The sequence below is a fragment of the Aliidongia dinghuensis genome, assembly GCF_014643535.1.
Lineage (GTDB): Bacteria > Pseudomonadota > Alphaproteobacteria > ATCC43930 > CGMCC-115725 > Aliidongia > Aliidongia dinghuensis.
The window spans coordinates 139,586-156,021 of sequence record NZ_BMJQ01000008.1 but is presented as its reverse complement, the minus strand read 5'-3'; the positions used below and the strand labels follow the sequence as shown (position 1 = coordinate 156,021).

Below are 16,436 nucleotides of genomic sequence, written 5' to 3'. Positions count from 1 at the left end.
GGAACAGCGCCTTCGGCGCTGCCTATCAGACACCCAGATAGGTATGCAGCTTGTCCGCGTTGGCCGCGATTTCACTGTTCTTGATCATGTCGATGACCGTGCCGTGCTCGACCACATAATGCCGGTCCGCCACGGTCGAGGCGAAGCGGAAGTTCTGCTCGACCAAGAGGATGGTGAAGCCCTTGGCCTTCAATGTCCGGATCACCTCACCGATGCGCTGGACGATGACGGGCGCCAGGCCTTCGCTTGGTTCGTCGAACAGCAAGAGGCTCGCCCCCGTACGCAGGATGCGGCCGATCGCCAGCATCTGCTGCTCGCCACCCGAGAGCTTCGTGCCGGGGCTCCGGCGTCGCTCGAGCAGATTGGGGAAGATCTCGTAGATCTCTGGCACCGTCATGCCGCCCGGCCGCACGACCGGCGGCAGCATCAGGTTTTCCTCGACCGACAGGCTCGCGAAGATGCCGCGCTCCTCGGGACAATAGGCGATGCCGTGCTTTGCGATCTTGTTGGACGCGAGGCCGCACATCTGGCGGCCCTCGAACTGGATCGAGCCCTGGGAACGGCCCAGCATGCCCATGATCGCGCGCAAGGTCGTCGTCTTGCCGGCGCCGTTGCGGCCGAGCAGCGTTACGACCTCGCCCTGCCGGATCTCGAAATTCATGCCGTGCAGAATGTGCGATTCGCCGTACCAGCCGTGCAGGTCGGCGACCTCGAGCAGCGTCGTCGTCGCGGCGGATGCGTCAGGCATGCCCGGTCCCCACATAGGCTTCGATCACGGCGGGATTGGCCGACACTTCGGCATAGACGCCTTCGGCCAGGATCTCGCCCCGGGCGAGCACGGTGATGCGGTCGGAGAGATCGGCCACGACCGAGAGATTATGCTCGACCATCAGCACCGTCCGGTCGGCGGCGACGCGCTTGATGAGCGCTGCGATGCGGCCGATGTCCTCGGTGCCGAGCCCCGCCATCGGTTCGTCCAAGAGCAGCATCTCGGGGTCGAGCGCCAGCGTGGTCGCGATCTCGAGCGCGCGCTTGCGGCCATAGGCGAGCTCGCTCGCTTCGTGATGGATGAAATCCTGGAGCCCGACCGCGTAGACCAGCTCCTCCGCCCGCTCGTTCAAACTGTCGAGCACGGACTCGCTGCGCCAGAAATGGAACGAGTTGCCGAGCGGCCGCTGCAGCGCCACGCGCACGTTCTCGCGCACGCTCAGGTACGGAAATACCGCCGAGATCTGGAACGAGCGGACCATGCCGCGCCGGGCGACATCGGCCGGCTTGACCCAGGTCACGTCCTCGCCCTTGAAGGTGATGGTGCCCCTGGTCGGCTTCAGGAACTTGGTGAGCAGGTTGAAGACCGTGGTCTTGCCGGCGCCGTTGGGGCCGATCAGCGCATGGATCGTGCCGCGGCGCACCTGGAGATTCACGCCTTTGACGGCCGTGAAGCCCAGAAAGTCCTTGGTCAGTCCCGCAGTCTCTAGGATGTAGTCGCTCACGCCCCCGGCACCCCTCCCACGAAAATACGATCGGCCCGAACTTGTTTTGTAGTTCTATTGTTGCGCGGACGAACCGCTAGCGGAAGCTAACCAAAGGCGCCTGCGAACACAAGCGCTCGCCGCGGTGCCGCGAAGCCCGTCGCTGCACCGCCAAATCGGAACGGCCACCGCATCAGAGCGGGCGTGCATCGCGCGCCCCTTGCCTTCATGAGCCAGCGGCGCTCAACTGTGGACGTCTTCGATCGGAGGAATGTCGCGGCATGACCGCCCCCGCCCGCACCACGAGCGCCGCAATGCTCGACGAGATCCGCTTTGATGCCGCCGGCCTCGTGCCGGTCATCGCGCAGCAGCACGATAGCGGCGAAATCCTGATGATGGCCTGGATGAACCGCGACGCGGTGGCCGAGACGCTGGCGACCGGCCGGGTCTGCTACTGGTCGCGCTCGCGTGCGGCCCTTTGGCGCAAGGGCGAGACCTCGAGCCAGGTCCAGCGGCTGATCGAACTACGGCTCGATTGCGACGGCGACACGCTACTGGCGCTCGTCGATCAGACCGGGGTCGCCTGCCACACCGGCCGGCGCTCCTGCTTCTTCCGGGCGGCGCGCGACGGCGACTGGCAAGTGATCGCCGCGGTCGAGACCCCGCCCGACGAACTCTACGGCGACCGCTGACACGCCGATACGCTGACACGAGGGGGGAGACGGCCGATGCGCCTGCTGATCGCGATGATGAAGCACGAGACCAACAGCTTCTCGCCGATCGCGACACCCTGGCAGCGCTTCGTCGATTGGGGCGCCTTTCACGGCCCCGACGTGGTCCGGGCCTATCGCGGCACCGCCATGCCGATCGGCGCCTATATCGACCTCGCCGAGGCGGCAGGGGCGGAGATCGTGAGCCCGATCGCCGCCGAGGCCATGCCGAGCGGCATCGTTTCCGCCGACGCCTACCGCTGTCTGACCGACCCGATCCTCGAGGCCGTCGCCAAGGGCGGCATCGACGCGGCGATGCTCGATCTGCACGGCGCCATGGTCGCCGAAGCGACGCCGGACGGCGAAGGCACGCTCTTGGAGCGGATCCGCGCGCTTGCCCCCGGGCTGCCGATCGCCGTCACCTGCGACCTGCACGCCAACCTGACCGAACGGATGGTCGCCAACTGCACGGCGCTCATCGGCTACAAGACCTATCCCCATGTCGACATGCATGTGGTCGGCCGGCAGGTCGGCCGCATCCTGCTCGATGCGCTCGACGGCAAGGTCAAGCCGGTGATGGCCTGGGGCAACCGTCCGATCCTGGCTCAGACGCTGCGCATGGGCACGGACGACGAGCCGATGAAGGGACTGGTCGACGCCGCGAAAGCGGCCGAGCACGGCTCGATCCTGGCGGCGACGGTGTTCGGCGGCTTTCCGCTCGCCGACATGCCGGATGCCGGCCTCTCCGCAATCGTCGTCGCCGACGGCGACGCGGCCGTAGCAGCCGAGACGCGGGACCGGCTGCTCGACCAGGCCTGGCGGCAGAAAGAGGAATTCATCTATCGCCACGAGCCGCTCGGCGAGGCGGTTGCCCGGGCGCGGCAGATCGAGCAGGGCCCAGTGCTGCTGCTCGACCATGCCGACAATTGCGGTTCAGGCGGAACGCAGGACGTGATGACCGTGATCGAGGAGGTCCTGCGCCAGGACCTGCCCGATGTCGCCGTTGCCGCCGTCTGGGACCCGGACGCCGTCGAGGCGATGGCGCGGGCCGGCGTCGGCAGCACCGTCACCCTGCCGCTCGGCGGCAAGACCGACATGCCGTCGATCGGCCTCAAGGGCCGGCCGCTCACGGTCACGGGCAAGGTCAAGCTGGTATCGGACGGCGAGTGGGTCTGCCGCGGACCGATGTATACCGGCGTCACCGTGCAGATGGGCAAGACCGCCGTGCTGCAGGTCGGATTGGTCGAGATCGTCGTCGTCTCGCGTCATCACGAGCCGTGGGACTTGGGCGTCTTTACCTCGGTCGGCATCGATCCGCGGGCGAAGCGCTATCTGGTGCTGAAATCGCGCATCCATTACCGTGCCGGCTTCGCGCCGATCGGCCGGGCGACCATCACCTGCGACGGCGACGGCGTCACGACCTCCGACAATGATCTCCTGACCTTCAGGCACCTGCGCCGGCCGGTCTACCCGCTCGACCGGCCGAACGATTGGCCCTGGTTCTAGATCACTCCTGCGCCGGACAGGTGAGGTTGGCCTTCACGGTCTCCAGCGCCTTCGCGTCCAGGCTGCGGGTCGTGCAGAACGCGTTGTAGCTGTCGGTCTGCGCATTGTACTGCGCCACCAGCTTCTGCAGTTGCGGCGTCAGGTCGTAATAGAACTCCGCCATCGTCCGTTCCCGCTCCTCGACAAGGCGGCGATAGGCCTCGACCTGGTCGGGCTGCTTGACGTCGACGTTCGCCTTGCTGTCGGCCAGTTGCTTGTCGAGCGCCGCGAGCCGGTCCTGGACCTCCTGGTGATGCTTGGTCTCGGTGGCGAGCCGGGCATTCAGCGTGTCGACGGTCTGATGCGCGCACAGGCAATAGCGGATCTCGTCCGGCGCGGTGACCGGTCCGCTCCCCGGCGCCGGCGTCTGCAGCGGTGCGGCCGATTGGGCGAGCGCCGGACCGGCCGGGGCAACTGATACCGCGGCGGCAGACAACGCAGCGACTGCGAACAGGACGATCGAACGGGCCATGAACTTGGGTCCTCCAGCGGGCTGAGCAATGACGGCGCGGGCTTGCGCCAATGTAGGAACGCCCCGTCGGCGAAACCAATGCACCGGCGTCGCAGGGCGACACCAGCGCAAAAAATTGGACATGGGAAAGAAAAAGGGGCTCCCGAACCGGGAGCCCCTGGAAGCTTCGCCTGGAAGCGGCTCTTTAGCGGAGCAGCGTCAGGATCGAGGAGTTCTGCGTACCCGTGACCGACAGCGACTGGATGCCGATCTGCTGACGGAGCGTCAGCGCCTGGGAGTTCGCCGCCTCGACGTTGAGGTCGGCCAGCGTCAGCTTGTCGCCGCCACCCGAGAGCGTCGCGGAGTAGCTGGCGCTGAAGTTCGAGCGCGCCTGCAGGATGTTGATGTTGGTACCGAGTGCTGCGGTAAGCGCGCTGTTCTGGCTGATCGCCGCATCGATCCGGTTGTCGCTCGCCGTGAAGATCGCCGCCGCCTGCGACGCCGTGACCAAGGAGCCATAGTTCGTCGAGCTGGTCAGGCTCAGGGCCGAGAAGCCCTTGATCGTGCCGGCGCCATTCGCCGTCGACGCGATGACGTTCGAGAAGAGGAGCGTGCCGTCTACCTTGAACGCCACGACCGCCGCGGTGAACAGCGAGTTGGCGTTGCCGGCCGCGGTCGAGGTGTAGGAGAAGCCGCTGATGACGAACGTCGCCGCCGTCCGCTCCGAGAACTGGGTAGAGAGGCTGGCCGTGGTCTTGGTCAGCAGGTTGAGGCCCTGGTAGGAGGCGTCATTGACCAGCTGCGCCAGCTGCTTGGCGATGTTCTTGAACTGCACCGTCGCCGAGACGCGCGACGAGGTCGTGGCACCGCGGGCGCCTTCGAGCACGCCCTTGAGCTGCTTCAGCAGGCCGTCGACCGCCGAGGTCGCATCGAGCGCGGCCTGGACCGTCTGGATCGACTGATCGACGTTGGCCTTGCGGGTGAGGATGTTGCTGGACCGGTCGTAGAGCGACTTGGACCGGAAATAGGCGACTGCGTCGTCCGAAGCCGAATTCACCTTCTTGCCGGTGTTCAGCTCGTTCTGCGTCGTCGTGAACAGCGCCGAGGCAGACTGCAGGGACTGAATGGTCGCGGTTTGAGTCGCGGTAAGCGTAATGCCAGACATATGCGTCATCCTTTAAGGATGTTGAGGCCGAGGGCTTAGCCCTGCGGTTTCCCCATTTGGGGAGGTCGGGTTTCAGACGGCGGATCGGAAATTTTTTCCCACCCGTGGCCCGTCTGATAGACGTTATGGCCGAAAAGATTGACGAGAGTGTTAACGCGACGCGCTTTTTTCTGAAATTTCTGTGCCCGGGAATTTCCACACGCCCTTCGACGGCGTCACGCCACGGGCGTCTGCGCCACGTCCATGTTGAGCGCAGCCCAGTCCGGCCGCGCCCGCATCAGCGCCACGATATCGGTCCAGCCGAAATCGGCCCCGGCGAATTGCTCGACGATCCGGCGCGCGAGCTCGAAATCTGCCGGCGTGTCGACGCACCAGCGATAGGTTCGCTCGAGAGGCGCCGTCGACAGGAAGCGCGCCGCGTAACGTTCGGTGTTGCGGCGGATGAACGGCGTCACGTGCTCGCGATCTTCGCGCAAGACCGCCTCCGCCGCTGCCTCGTCGAGCGCCTGGCGGCTGAATACCTCGCAATCGAGGCCGCGCGGAAAGGTGCTGACGTCGAGGCTCGCGTAATGGCAGGCGTCGCCGGCACTCTCATAGAGCGCGATGGCCTGGTCGATCAGCGCCGGGTCGATCACCGGGCAATCCGACGTCACGCGTACGATCGTCGCGGCCCCCACGAGGGCTGCGGCCCCGGCGAACCGATCGAGCACGTCGTGCTCGGACCCTCGGAACACCGCCGCCCCTGCTGCCTCGGCGATCTCGACGATAGCGTCGGCCGCCGGCTCGCCGGTCGTCGCGACCACGATCCGGTCGACGCGGCGCGCCCGCTTCAGCCGGTCGAGATGCCACCACAAGAGCGGCTGGCCGGCGATGAGGCGCAGCACCTTGGCGGGCAGGCGATAGGAATTGATCCGGGCCTGCGTGATGCAGACAACCGGCCGCGTCGCCAGCTTCGTGCTCATCGGCCGCTCTCCGTGCCCGGTCCGACCATGGTCCAGTCGAGCGGCTCGCCCCGCTTGAGGGCCCGTGTCGCGGGCCGGCCCAGCACGTCGGGCAGATGTTTCGGCAGGAGGCCGAAGCCCGGCCGGATCGAGCGCACGTTCTTGGCCGTGAGCGGCGCGCCCGCGGCAATATCCTCGACGACATAGAGCGAGCGGCGCACGAAGCGCCCACCCCCCTCGCCCGGGCTCACGCCATAGTCGACCTGGCCCAACGCCGCCCAGGCCGTGCGGCAGGCGGCAACCATGTCCTTGAGTTCGGACGCCTCGAGTGAGAAAGCGGAGTCGGGGCCGCCGTCAGCGCGGGCGAGCGTGAAGTGCTTCTCGATGGCGACGGCGCCGAGCGCCACGGCGGCGACCGGCACCGCGATGCCCATCGTGTGGTCGGACAGGCCGACCGGCACGGCGAAGCCGTCCGCCATATGCCGGATCGTCCGGAGATTCGCCTCTTCCGGCGGCGTCGGATAGGCGCTCGTGCAATGCAACAGCAGGATCTGGGCGGCGCCAGCAGCGCGCGCGGCCGCGACCGCCTCCTCGATCTCGCCCAGGGTCGCAAGCCCTGTCGACATGACAAGCGGCTTGCCGGTGCGCGCCGCCCGCTGGATGAGCGGCAGATCGATCAGTTCGAACGAGGCGATCTTGTAGGCCGGCGCGTCCAGGCTCTCCAGCAGCTCGATCGCCGTCGGATCGAACGGCGAGGAAAAGATCGCGATGCCGCGCCGGCGCGCATGCTCGAACAGCGGGGCGTGCCATTCCCAGGGCGTGTGCGCCTCGCGATAGAGGTCATGGAGCGTCCGCCCCGCCCAGAGCCCGCCCTCGAGCCGGAAACCCGGCCCGTCATGGTCGATGGTGATCGTGTCGGCCGTATAGGTCTGCAGCTTGACCGCGTCGGCGCCGGCCTCGGCCGCGGCGTCGATGAGCCGCATGGCGCGCGCGATGTCGCCGTTATGGTTGCCCGACATCTCGGCGATGACATAGGGCGGATGAGCCTGACCGATCTTGCGGCCGGCGATCGTGACTTCGTCACTCACGGGCATGCGGCTCCCATCAATTGGACGGCGCCGTTCAACGGCGACCGGAGGCATAAGACAGCGGACCTTAGCGACAGTGTGGTTACCAGAGTGTTTGCATCGCGCTTACCAGCGCGTCGGCAACCCGGTCGACCCCGCCGGCATCGATGAGCCCGGCGGTCCGGTCCGCCATCGCCTGGCGCAATGGCGCATCGGCCCAGAGGGCGGCGGCGCGCGCCGCCAGGGTCGCGACGGCGCCGGATGCGCGGGCGTCGACGGCTTCGCACCAGCCGGCAGCGGCCGAGGCGGCAGCGCCTGCCACCTGGTTTTCCGCGACGATCGCGATCAGCGCCGGCACGCCCAGCGCCGCAAGCTCGCCGATCGTGCCGCCGGCAGCGGAGACCGCAAGACCGGCCCGACCCATGAGCGGCGCCATCTCGATCGGGTCGAGATGGACCGAAACCCGCGGGTCGAGCGCGGCGACGCGGTCGACGAGCCCAGCGCCGTTCGGCACGCTGCCGCCGATCACCACGTCGAGGGTCGCCTCCGGCCCCAGTACGCCTGCAAGCGCCGCTGTCACCGGCAGGGTAAGGCCAGTGGGATCGGCGCCGCCGAAGGTGACGAGCAGCGCCGAGCGGGCGGCGACCGGTCGCTTTGGCGCCGCCACGGCCCGGCGCAGCTCGCGGCGCAGCAGCACGTACCGCGGCCCCGTGAGGAAGGTTGCGGCCGGCGCCGCCCGGCGCCATTTCGTCTCTTCGGGCCGGGCGGCCGCGTTCAGCACCAGGTCGGCGTGGAGCGGCGCGCCGTCGTCCAGATCCTGGAACGCAAGGATGGGCACGCCCAGCGACCGGACCGCCTGGCGCCACGCGGCGCTGAAATGATAGCCATCGACGACCAGCGCGTTGGCACCGAGCGTGCGGCCGAGCGCTATTGTCGCCGCGGCGTCGTCAGGGTCCCCGGCGGGATGCACGTCGATGCGCTCGGCCGCGAGCCGGTGGGCAATCGACGGCGTCAGCGCCGCCGCGACGAACGCGACATCGATCGCGCGGTCGCGCAAGGCCTCGGCGAGCGCCAGGCAGCGCATGACGTGCCCAGTGCCCATGGCCGGCGTGGCATCGGCGCGAAACAGGATCAACGGTTGCAAGATCTTGGGGCTCAAGCCGGCACCTCTTCGCGCGGGGCCTCCTCCGCCTTCAGATGATGCGCACAAGGGCTCGGATGCGTCCGCCGAAAGTTCTCGAATTCGGCGAAGGGCAGCGGCTGCGCAAACAGGAAGCCCTGGGCGTAGGGCACGCCGCGCTGGCGCAGGTATTTGAGCTGCGTCACGGTCTCGACGCCCTCGGCGATGATCTCCATGTCGAGCTCGCGCGCGAGGTTGATGATCGAATCGACCACGGTGCGCGTCACGGCGTCGGTGCCGATCGTCTGCACGAAGGTCTTGTCGATCTTGAGATAGTCGCCGTGGAACTTCTGCAGGTAAGCGAGCCCGCTGTGGCCCGTGCCGAAATCGTCGAGCGCAATGCCCGGCCCCATGGTGCGGAGCGCGTCGATCACCTTGCGGCCGGCGTCGTCGATCGGGAACCGTTCGGTCGCCTCGAGCACGAGCATGGCCGGGGACAGGTTGCGCCCGCTGAAGATGGCGCGGATGTCGTCGACGATCGTGCGGTCCTTGAACTGGACCGGCGCCAGATTGATCGCGATGTGGAAGTCGCGCGGCAGGTCGACACCCTCGAAGTCGTCGCGGACCCGGTTCATCAGCCAGCGGGTGATCGGGATGATGAGCCCGGTTTCCTCGGCGACCGGGATGAACAGGTCCGGGCGGATCAGCCCCCGGTCGGGATGGCGCCAGCGGATGAGTGCCTCGGCGCCGACGCAGCGGTCGTTCTGGATGTCGATGACCGGATGGTAATGCACTTCGAACTGGCGCCGGCGGAGCGCCGCGCGCAGGCCGCGCGTGAGCGATTGCCGATTGGCGATGCCGCGGAGTGCGAGCCAAGCCAACATTGCCGACAGCATCACACCGGCCGCCCCGAACAGCGCCAGCTCGCGCCGGAACAGCGACCAGACCATTGCCCGCGGCACCGTCACGGTCGCCGCGACGTCGAACTTGTGCGAGCGCCGGCTGACGCAGAACGGGTGTTTCGCCATGCTTTCGATCGGCCGGCCGGCAGTGCGCAGCGGCGTCGCCTCGCCCAGCACGACGCTGACCGCGCCTGCGCCCTCGAACGACAAGGGTGTCGCCAGCTGGTCGAACAGTGCCAGATCGGCGACGGCGCCGATGCCCGCTTCGTCGTCGCGCCGGAGCTGGACGATGAGCGAGGTGCGATTCGTGACGATGGCGCGGCCGACGCGCATGACGAGACCGCCGCGTCGGGTCGAGCCCGCTGCCGTGCTGATGTCGGCGCGGAAGGCCCCCCGACTGGTGCAATAGAGCTGCCCCTTCCCGTCGAACAGTCCGGCCGAGCGGACGAGGGGCGATTCGTAGGTGAGATGGTCGAGCTGCTCGATCGTCGCGGGCGTGCAGTCGGTGCCGACCAGCCCCTCGCGCTCGTGCAGCCCGGTGACGATGTCGCCGATCAACCGGTCGGCGTCGGCCACGGCCGTATCCGCCGCGGCGTCCAGTTGCCGCTCGAGCTCCAGATTGGCTGTCCGCCAGCACAAGCCAGCGATCACCACGAGCGGCAGCAAGGCTGCCAGAAGGACGATCAGCCCTTCCGGCGACCGCATCAGGCTGGGTTTCAGCATGCTGGAGACACCGCGGATCCGAAGGATCGGAGCGAACGCCCGTCGCGCACAACACGATATTGGCCGGGGCGAAGCCGGCGCCGCCATTTCGGGAAGGTCATCGGGCTAGCACCAGGTCAGCAACGTGGCAGCCCAGGAATAGCCGACACCGAAACCAACCAGCATGACCCGGTCCCCGGCCTGCAGCCGGCCCTGGCTCGCCGCGCGACGCAGCGCGATCGGAATGGTCGAAGAGACCGTATTGCCGGCATCGGCGAGATCGACGAAGAACCGCTCGACCGGGATTTCGAGCTTGCGCCGAAGCGCCTCGAGCATGGTCGTGTTGGCCTGATGGAACACGAACAGGTCGACGTCCGCCATGGTGAGCGCAGCCTTGTGCAACAGGGCACGCACCGCCGCCGGCACGGCCGCGATCGAGAAATTGAACACCTCGGGCCCGTTCATATGCAGCGGCCGCCCCGCGCGCCGACGACCGCCATGGATGATATAGCCGTCATCTGGCGAGGCTTCGTCGACCGGCGCGCGCAAGCCGCCGGTCGGGACGATCAGGTGCTCGGCCCCCTTGCCATCGGTGCCGTAGACGAAGGGCCCGATGCTGCCGCCCCCGGCCTCGACAAGCGTCGCCGCCGACCCGTCGCCGAAGATCGAACGGACGCTCAGGTCCTCGACATCGATGAATTTGGAATAGGTATCGGCCGTCAGCAGCAGGACGCGGCTTGCCTGGCCGGAGTGAATGAGGCCGGAGGCCAGGCCCAACCCGTAGACGAAGCCCGAACAGCCGAGGTTGATGTCGACCGCCCCTGCTTCGGCGGGCAGGCCGAGCCGGCCATGGACGACGCAAGCACTGGTCGGCAGGAAATAGTCGGGCGCCTGCGTGCAAAAGATCAGATGGTCGACGCTCGTACGGTCGATGCCCGATTCGGTGAAAAGGCGCTCGCCCGCCGCCACCGCCAGATCGACCGCCGTCTCGTCCGGGGCCGCGACATGGCGCCGGTCGATGCCGGTCTTGGCCTTCACCTTCTCCGGCTGGAAGCGCGGATTGGCGGCGGCCAGGCTGGCGTTGTCCAGCACGGTCTCCGGAAGATGGTAGGAAATGGCGGCAATGCCGACTTGCATCACGACGGGGTCCCTGCGAAACGATAATCGCATCCTGTCAGGGAGTTGTTAGCCAGACTTTAACGCGCTGTGATCACTGACGGACGACGATGTTCGCTGCTTTAGGTCCGGGCGCGACAAGCGTTCGTTAACCATTATGGGCCCAGATTTGACCGACGGCTAAAGCCGGTCATCGATGATATGAGCGAACTCATGAAAACCTCCGATTTCCTCACACTCCTGGACAATACCCTCGATCTGCCGGAAGGCACGCTCCAGGGGAACGAACAGCTGAGCGACATCCCCGAGTGGGACAGCCTAGCGGTGATCAGCTTCATCGCGCTCGTGGACGAGCAGTTCGGCGTGATCCTCGAAGGCGAGAAGCTCGCCGAGGCAAAGAGCGTCGCCGATCTTCTGGCGTTGCTGAGCGTCCAGCTAGAGGCCTGAGTGACCTTCCCTCCGTCATGAGTTCCGCAATGCCGGTCGTCAATCCAATGGATCTGAGCGGCCGTCATGTCCTGGTGACGGGCGCCTCGTCCGGCATTGGCCGGGCGACGGCGGTGCTCTTGTCCCGGCTCGGCGCGCGGGTAACGCTGACCGGGCGCGACGCCGACCGCCTGCAGCAGACGGTCGAGATCATGGCCGGCGACGGCCATCGCGCGGCCCCGTTCGATCTGGGTGCCATCGACGAGATCCCGGCCTGGCTTCGAGACTGCGCCCAGGTGGGCGGACCGCTCTCGGGTCTCGCCCATTGCGCTGGCGTGCAGGTGTCGAAGCCGATCCGCAACGCCGACGCCGCCTTCATGAGCGACATGTTCCGCATCAATATCGCGAGCGGCCTGGCGCTCGCCCGCGCCTTCCGCCAGCGCGGCTCGGCCGTCGAGGGCGCCGGGATCGTGTTCGTCGCCTCTGCCTCGGCCTTCGTCGGTCAGGCGGGCAATGTTGTCTACTGCGCGACCAAGGGCGCTGTCGTCTCGGCCGCCCGCGCGCTTGCCGTCGAGCTCGCGCGCGACCGGATCCGCGTCAATTGCGTCTGCCCGGCCTTGGTCGACACGGAAATGGCCGACCGCTTCCGCTCGACCATGAGCGAGGCGCAGTTCGAAGAATATCTGCAGCATTATCCCATGGGCATCGGCCGGCCCGAGGATGTCGCCAACGCCATCGCCTTCCTGATCGCCGACACCGCGCGCTGGATGACCGGGACGAGCCTGCTGCTCGACGGCGGCCTGCTCGCCGGCTAGGACGATGGAGCCGATGACCGAGGCGCTGGCGCCGTCGACCTATTTCTCGCTGGAGGTCTCGGCCGCCGAGCGTCAGCGGATCTTCGAGCCCAGCTGGCAGCTCGTGGCATTGCGCCAGGAACTCGCCCAACACCAGGACTTCGTCGTGGCCGACCTCGCCGGCCGCAGCATCCTGGTGCAGAATTTCGACGGCGCGCTGCGCGGCTTCGTCAATGTCTGCTCGCACCGCCACGCGCGCCTGCGCCAGGCCGAGTGCGGCAACGGGTTGTTGCGCTGCCCCTATCACGGCTGGACCTACAATGGCGACGGCGTGCCGGTCGGCATCCCCGGCAACGCCGACTATTTCGGGCTCGACCGCGAGGGCCGGCAGGCGTTGGCGCTGCGCCCGGTCGCGGTTGCCTGCTGCGGCGACCTGGTCTTCGCCCGTCTCACTGCCGATGGCCCCGATCTGGCGACGGTCCTCGGCGCCTATGCGGAGCCGCTCGCCCATCTCTCGACGACGCTCGGCCGGCCGTTCCAACGCGCGGCGGTCACGTGGGCCGCGAATTGGAAGATCGGCGTCGAGAGCGCACTCGAGGGCTATCACCTGGACATGATCCACCCGCACTCGTTCCGCCCGATGACCGGCACGGTCAGGCCGAGCGAATTCGCGGGTCCCCATTCCTTCGGCCCGACTGATCTCGCGGACGAGGCACGCGCCTCGATGCGGCGCATGGCGACACGCCTCGGCCTTGCCACGACCGAGCGCTTCACCGGCTACGACCACTTCTTCCTGTTCCCGAACATGATGGTGATCGCGAGCGCCGGCACGTTCCTGAGCCTGCAGGTCTACGAGCCGACCGGCCCCGAGGTGACGCGGCTCAAGTTCTGGATGGCGGCCGGTCCGTCGAGCAAGCCGGAGCAGCGCCAGTCCGTCACCGGCCGCGCGATCGAGCGCAGCCTTGTCGAGTTCAACGACCGAGTGCTGGGCGAGGATCAGCGGATCTCGGAAGAGGTCCAGCACGGCAAGCACTTGGCCGAACGCCCTGCCCGCCTCGGCCAAAACGAGGACCGGATCGCGGCGTTCCATGAAGCGTGGCGTGCCGCGATGGAGGGCCGATGACCGAAAGCACGCTCTACACCCTGGCGCGCATTCCGCCCACGTTCTATCGGTCGGCGGATATCCTGACCGAGGAACAGAGCCGCATCTTCGAACGTAACTGGCAGTTCGTCGGCTTCACCGACGAGCTAGAAAATCCCAACGATTTCGTGACGGCGACGATCGGCCGACAAAATATCGTCATCCAGAACTTCGACGGGCGTCTGCGTGGCTTCCACAACGTCTGTTCGCACCGCCATGCGCGCCTGCGCGCCGCAGCATGCGGCAACGGCTTGCTGCGCTGCTCGTATCATGGCTGGACATACAACGAGGCCGGGGTTCCCGTCGGCATCCCGGCCAACGCCGAAGCCTTCCAGATCGACCGGAATGCACGCGAAGCCCTGGCATTGAAGCCGATCGCTGTCGAACGATGCGGCCGCTTTGTCTTCGCCCGCATCGCCGCCGACGGCGAGAGCCTTAACGCCGCGCTTGGAGCGTACGCGGACGCGGTCGCCGAACTGTCGGAAACCTTTACCGACTCGATTGCAGATTGCTCGATCGTCTGGACCGCCAATTGGAAGCTGGCGGTCGAGAGCGCCATCGAGGTCTATCATGCGGGCCTCGTGCATCCGACGACCTTTGCGAAAGTGACACCAAACGCCCCCGTATTCCAGGGCGAGTGCCTGGGCGAGCATTCCTATGGGCGCCTCGCCATGTCGGGGGACAATATCGCCTGGTGGGAACGCGTCGTCCGCCGCCTGAAGCTGCAGCGGCTGGAGCGATACCGGGCCTACGACCATTACCAGCTGTTCCCGAATCTGCTGATTGCACTCAGCTACGGCAGCCTGATGTGCCTTCAGACCTATCAGCCGATCGATGCCGGTCGATGCTTGCTGCGCTACCGACTGCGCTTCGCGCGTTCAACCGGCGAACAAAATCCCGCGGTGCGAAAGGCGGTCGTCGACGCGTTGACGGAGTTCAACAGCGCGGTGGTCGCGGAAGACATCGCTGTCACGACACGCGTCCAGGAAGGTGTCGCCGATGCGGCCGGGCCGGCGCTCCTCGGCGCCAACGAACGCCGCCTCGCCCATTTCCAAGATCGCTACATGGCCCGGATGATCTGATGCCCTTCACCTTCCGCCGCCCGACGATCGAGGACGCGAAGCTGCTGCTGGACTGGCGGACGCAACCCGACATCACGCGCTACATGCTGACCGACATCGATTATGATCTCGAAAGGCAGAAGCGGTGGCTCGCCGCAGTCGCGCATCGCAGCGACTATGAGCATTTCATCGTGCTGCGCCACGGCATGCCCGTCGGCCACCTGTCCTATTCCGAGATCGACCGCGTCAATCGCCATTGCGTGCCCGGAACTTATCTCATCCTCGAGCCGCATGAACGGCATCTGGCCGCCTATACCAATTCCTTCATCCTCGACTATTGCTTCTATCGCCTCGACCTGAACAAGGCGATTTTCACGATCATGAGCGGAAATGTGAATTTCGTGAAAGCCAAGCGCCTGATGGGTGTGCGAGAGGTCGGGGTGCTCAAGGAACATGTCTTCAAGTACGGCCAGTTCCACGATCTGCACATGTTCGAACTGACGCGCGCCGAATGGGAGACGAGGCCTCGGCTGTTCCCGCGGGAGAAGACGCTTTCTGCCTTTCCGAACGAGGACGATCATGCTGGACAATGATGCCCTGCGGCGCGCGCTCGATCGACTAGCCGAGCGCTGGGAGCGCTCGGCCAATCCCACCTTCCGGTTGTTCGAAGACGATCGCGTCGCCGCACTCGACCTGGGCGACCGCCCGCTCGTGCTGATCGGTGCAACACCTTATGCTCGTGCCTTCGTCGCGCAAGCTGGTGCACTCGAGATCATCGCGATCTGCGATAACAACGCGGCCGGCAAGAAGCTCGGTCCTTTCGATATCGTGGCCGAAAGCGCGCTTGCCGATCTCAAGCAACAGCACCCGCGCCTTCTCGCCGCGATGATGGTCGAAAGCAAGGGCGCTGCCGCTCATTTCGGCGCTTATTGCGACGCCTGGCACATCGAATGGCTGGGCCTGATCCATGCCTTTCGACGCGCGGGCTTCGCCTATCCGGCCGTACAGGCAAAGTTCTACGATCGGCTGGTCGAGTCGGCCTGGGGGCGGCGCGACCGGTGGCAAAGCTTCGCCGGTGCGCTCGACGACGAGCTCAGTCGCGGCGTGTTCTATAGCGTGCTGCTGTTCCGATTGACTGGCGAGCGACGCTATCTAGAGGCCGCCCACTTGGCGAGCGCCGCTGCCGGCGAGCCTGCCTGGCTCAGGCCGACCACGACCCATGTCTATGTCGACGGCGGTGCTTATGACGGCGACACCGTCGTCAAATTCATCGAGAAGTTCGGCCCCGCCTATGACCAGATCTATGCTTTCGAGCCCGACGAGGCGAATTTCGCGCTGCTCGAGGAACGGACAAAGCATCTGCCGGGTATCCAGCGCTTCCGCCAAGGATTGTATTCCGACCGCCGGACCCTGCGTTTCGCCGCCGGCAACGACCAGGGCAGCTATGTGAGCGAGGGGGGCGATATCGCGATCGAAGTGACCGCGATCGATCAAGTCGTCGACCGCCCCGTGACCGCGATCAAGCTCGATGTCGAGGGCTCAGAGGCTTCGGCGCTGAGCGGCGGCGCGAGCCAGATCTCCCGGAATCGGCCGGGCCTCTGCATATCGGCCTACCACCAGACCGATGATCTTTTCGACCTTCCGGCACAGATCGCGTCGATCGCCCCTGGCTACAAACTGTCGTTGCGGCAATTCACGCCGTGGCTCTACGACACGAACCTCTATTGCCATCAGGGCGCGCGCCCGTAGCGACGGACACCACTCGATGTGTTTAGCGGCCATTAATGCCTGCAAAGCTACCGTAGGCGGGTCGCCATAAAATG

17 protein-coding genes are annotated in these 16,436 nt (G+C 66.6%); 8 read left to right on the top strand and 9 right to left on the bottom strand.

The genetic code is table 11. From position 1 onward, the window contains the following. Window positions 1–25: 25 nt before the first annotated feature. Both IEY58_RS16380 and IEY58_RS16375 read right to left on the bottom strand, forming a co-directional pair. Complete coding sequence (locus IEY58_RS16380; protein WP_189047666.1) at window positions 26–748, bottom strand: ABC transporter ATP-binding protein; 723 nt, start codon at window positions 746–748, stop codon at window positions 26–28. Then, complete coding sequence (locus IEY58_RS16375; RefSeq protein WP_189047664.1) at window positions 741–1,493, bottom strand: ABC transporter ATP-binding protein; 753 nt, start codon at window positions 1,491–1,493, stop codon at window positions 741–743. The genes IEY58_RS16380 and IEY58_RS16375 overlap by 8 nt, the downstream gene beginning before the upstream one ends. A gap of 260 nt (window positions 1,494–1,753) precedes the next feature. Between IEY58_RS16375 and hisI the strand changes: the two genes are divergently transcribed. Both hisI and IEY58_RS16365 read left to right on the top strand, forming a co-directional pair. Then, window positions 1,754–2,164 (top strand): phosphoribosyl-AMP cyclohydrolase, encoded by a 411-nt coding sequence (gene hisI, locus IEY58_RS16370; RefSeq protein ID WP_189047662.1) that lies wholly within the window; start codon window positions 1,754–1,756, stop codon window positions 2,162–2,164. 36 nt (window positions 2,165–2,200) lie between these two features. Further along, complete coding sequence (locus IEY58_RS16365; RefSeq protein WP_189047660.1) at window positions 2,201–3,688, top strand: M81 family metallopeptidase; 1,488 nt, start codon at window positions 2,201–2,203, stop codon at window positions 3,686–3,688. A gap of 1 nt (window position 3,689) precedes the next feature. Here the strand turns inward: IEY58_RS16365 and IEY58_RS16360 are convergent, their stop codons facing one another. The 7 genes from IEY58_RS16360 to IEY58_RS16330 all read right to left on the bottom strand — a co-directional run bounded on the left by IEY58_RS16360 (window position 3,690) and on the right by IEY58_RS16330 (window position 11,212). Continuing rightward, window positions 3,690–4,199 carry a hypothetical protein gene (locus IEY58_RS16360; protein WP_189047658.1) on the bottom strand — a complete coding sequence of 170 codons (510 nt, stop codon included), beginning with the start codon at window positions 4,197–4,199 and terminating at the stop codon, window positions 3,690–3,692. A 184-nt stretch (window positions 4,200–4,383) separates the two neighbouring features. Beyond that, entirely contained in the window at window positions 4,384–5,343 is a 960-nt protein-coding gene (locus IEY58_RS16355) for a flagellin N-terminal helical domain-containing protein (protein ID WP_189047656.1), read from the bottom strand. A gap of 215 nt (window positions 5,344–5,558) precedes the next feature. Next, a complete protein-coding gene (locus IEY58_RS16350) occupies window positions 5,559–6,305 on the bottom strand; it encodes a cytidylyltransferase domain-containing protein (RefSeq protein WP_189047654.1) in 747 nt (248 codons plus the stop codon). Then, window positions 6,302–7,372 carry a pseudaminic acid synthase gene (pseI, locus tag IEY58_RS16345; RefSeq protein ID WP_229743758.1) on the bottom strand — a complete coding sequence of 357 codons (1,071 nt, stop codon included), beginning with the start codon at window positions 7,370–7,372 and terminating at the stop codon, window positions 6,302–6,304. The genes IEY58_RS16350 and pseI overlap by 4 nt, the downstream gene beginning before the upstream one ends. A gap of 82 nt (window positions 7,373–7,454) precedes the next feature. Next, window positions 7,455–8,510 carry a UDP-2,4-diacetamido-2,4,6-trideoxy-beta-L-altropyranose hydrolase gene (gene pseG, locus IEY58_RS16340; protein ID WP_189047650.1) on the bottom strand — a complete coding sequence of 352 codons (1,056 nt, stop codon included), beginning with the start codon at window positions 8,508–8,510 and terminating at the stop codon, window positions 7,455–7,457. Next, window positions 8,507–10,096, bottom strand: a complete 1,590-nt coding sequence (locus IEY58_RS16335; RefSeq protein WP_189047648.1) for an EAL domain-containing protein — start codon at window positions 10,094–10,096, stop codon at window positions 8,507–8,509. Before IEY58_RS16335 ends, pseG begins: the two co-directional genes overlap by 4 nt. 105 nt (window positions 10,097–10,201) lie before the next feature. Next, on the bottom strand, window positions 10,202–11,212 hold the full coding sequence (locus tag IEY58_RS16330; RefSeq protein WP_189047940.1) for a 3-oxoacyl-ACP synthase III family protein: 1,011 nt from the start codon (window positions 11,210–11,212) through the stop codon (window positions 10,202–10,204). Between the two features lie 192 nt (window positions 11,213–11,404). Here IEY58_RS16330 and IEY58_RS16325 point away from each other — a divergent pair, with 192 nt between their 5' ends. Genes IEY58_RS16325 through IEY58_RS16300 form a run of 6 tightly spaced genes read left to right on the top strand, consistent with a single transcriptional unit; the run spans window position 11,405 to window position 16,362 of the window. Then, on the top strand, window positions 11,405–11,638 hold the full coding sequence (locus tag IEY58_RS16325) for a phosphopantetheine-binding protein (RefSeq protein WP_189047646.1): 234 nt from the start codon (window positions 11,405–11,407) through the stop codon (window positions 11,636–11,638). 29 nt (window positions 11,639–11,667) lie between these two features. Next, window positions 11,668–12,432 (top strand): SDR family NAD(P)-dependent oxidoreductase, encoded by a 765-nt coding sequence (locus IEY58_RS16320; RefSeq protein WP_229743757.1) that lies wholly within the window; start codon window positions 11,668–11,670, stop codon window positions 12,430–12,432. A 13-nt stretch (window positions 12,433–12,445) separates the two neighbouring features. Further along, window positions 12,446–13,534, top strand: coding sequence for an aromatic ring-hydroxylating oxygenase subunit alpha (locus tag IEY58_RS16315; RefSeq protein WP_189047642.1), 1,089 nt, complete (start codon window positions 12,446–12,448; stop codon window positions 13,532–13,534). Further along, window positions 13,531–14,634 (top strand): aromatic ring-hydroxylating oxygenase subunit alpha, encoded by a 1,104-nt coding sequence (locus IEY58_RS16310; RefSeq protein ID WP_189047640.1) that lies wholly within the window; start codon window positions 13,531–13,533, stop codon window positions 14,632–14,634. Before IEY58_RS16315 ends, IEY58_RS16310 begins: the two co-directional genes overlap by 4 nt. After that, entirely contained in the window at window positions 14,634–15,206 is a 573-nt protein-coding gene (locus tag IEY58_RS16305) for a GNAT family N-acetyltransferase (RefSeq protein WP_189047638.1), read from the top strand. The genes IEY58_RS16310 and IEY58_RS16305 overlap by 1 nt, the downstream gene beginning before the upstream one ends. After that, window positions 15,193–16,362 (top strand): FkbM family methyltransferase, encoded by a 1,170-nt coding sequence (locus tag IEY58_RS16300; RefSeq protein ID WP_189047636.1) that lies wholly within the window; start codon window positions 15,193–15,195, stop codon window positions 16,360–16,362. Before IEY58_RS16305 ends, IEY58_RS16300 begins: the two co-directional genes overlap by 14 nt. Window positions 16,363–16,436 lie beyond the last annotated feature (74 nt).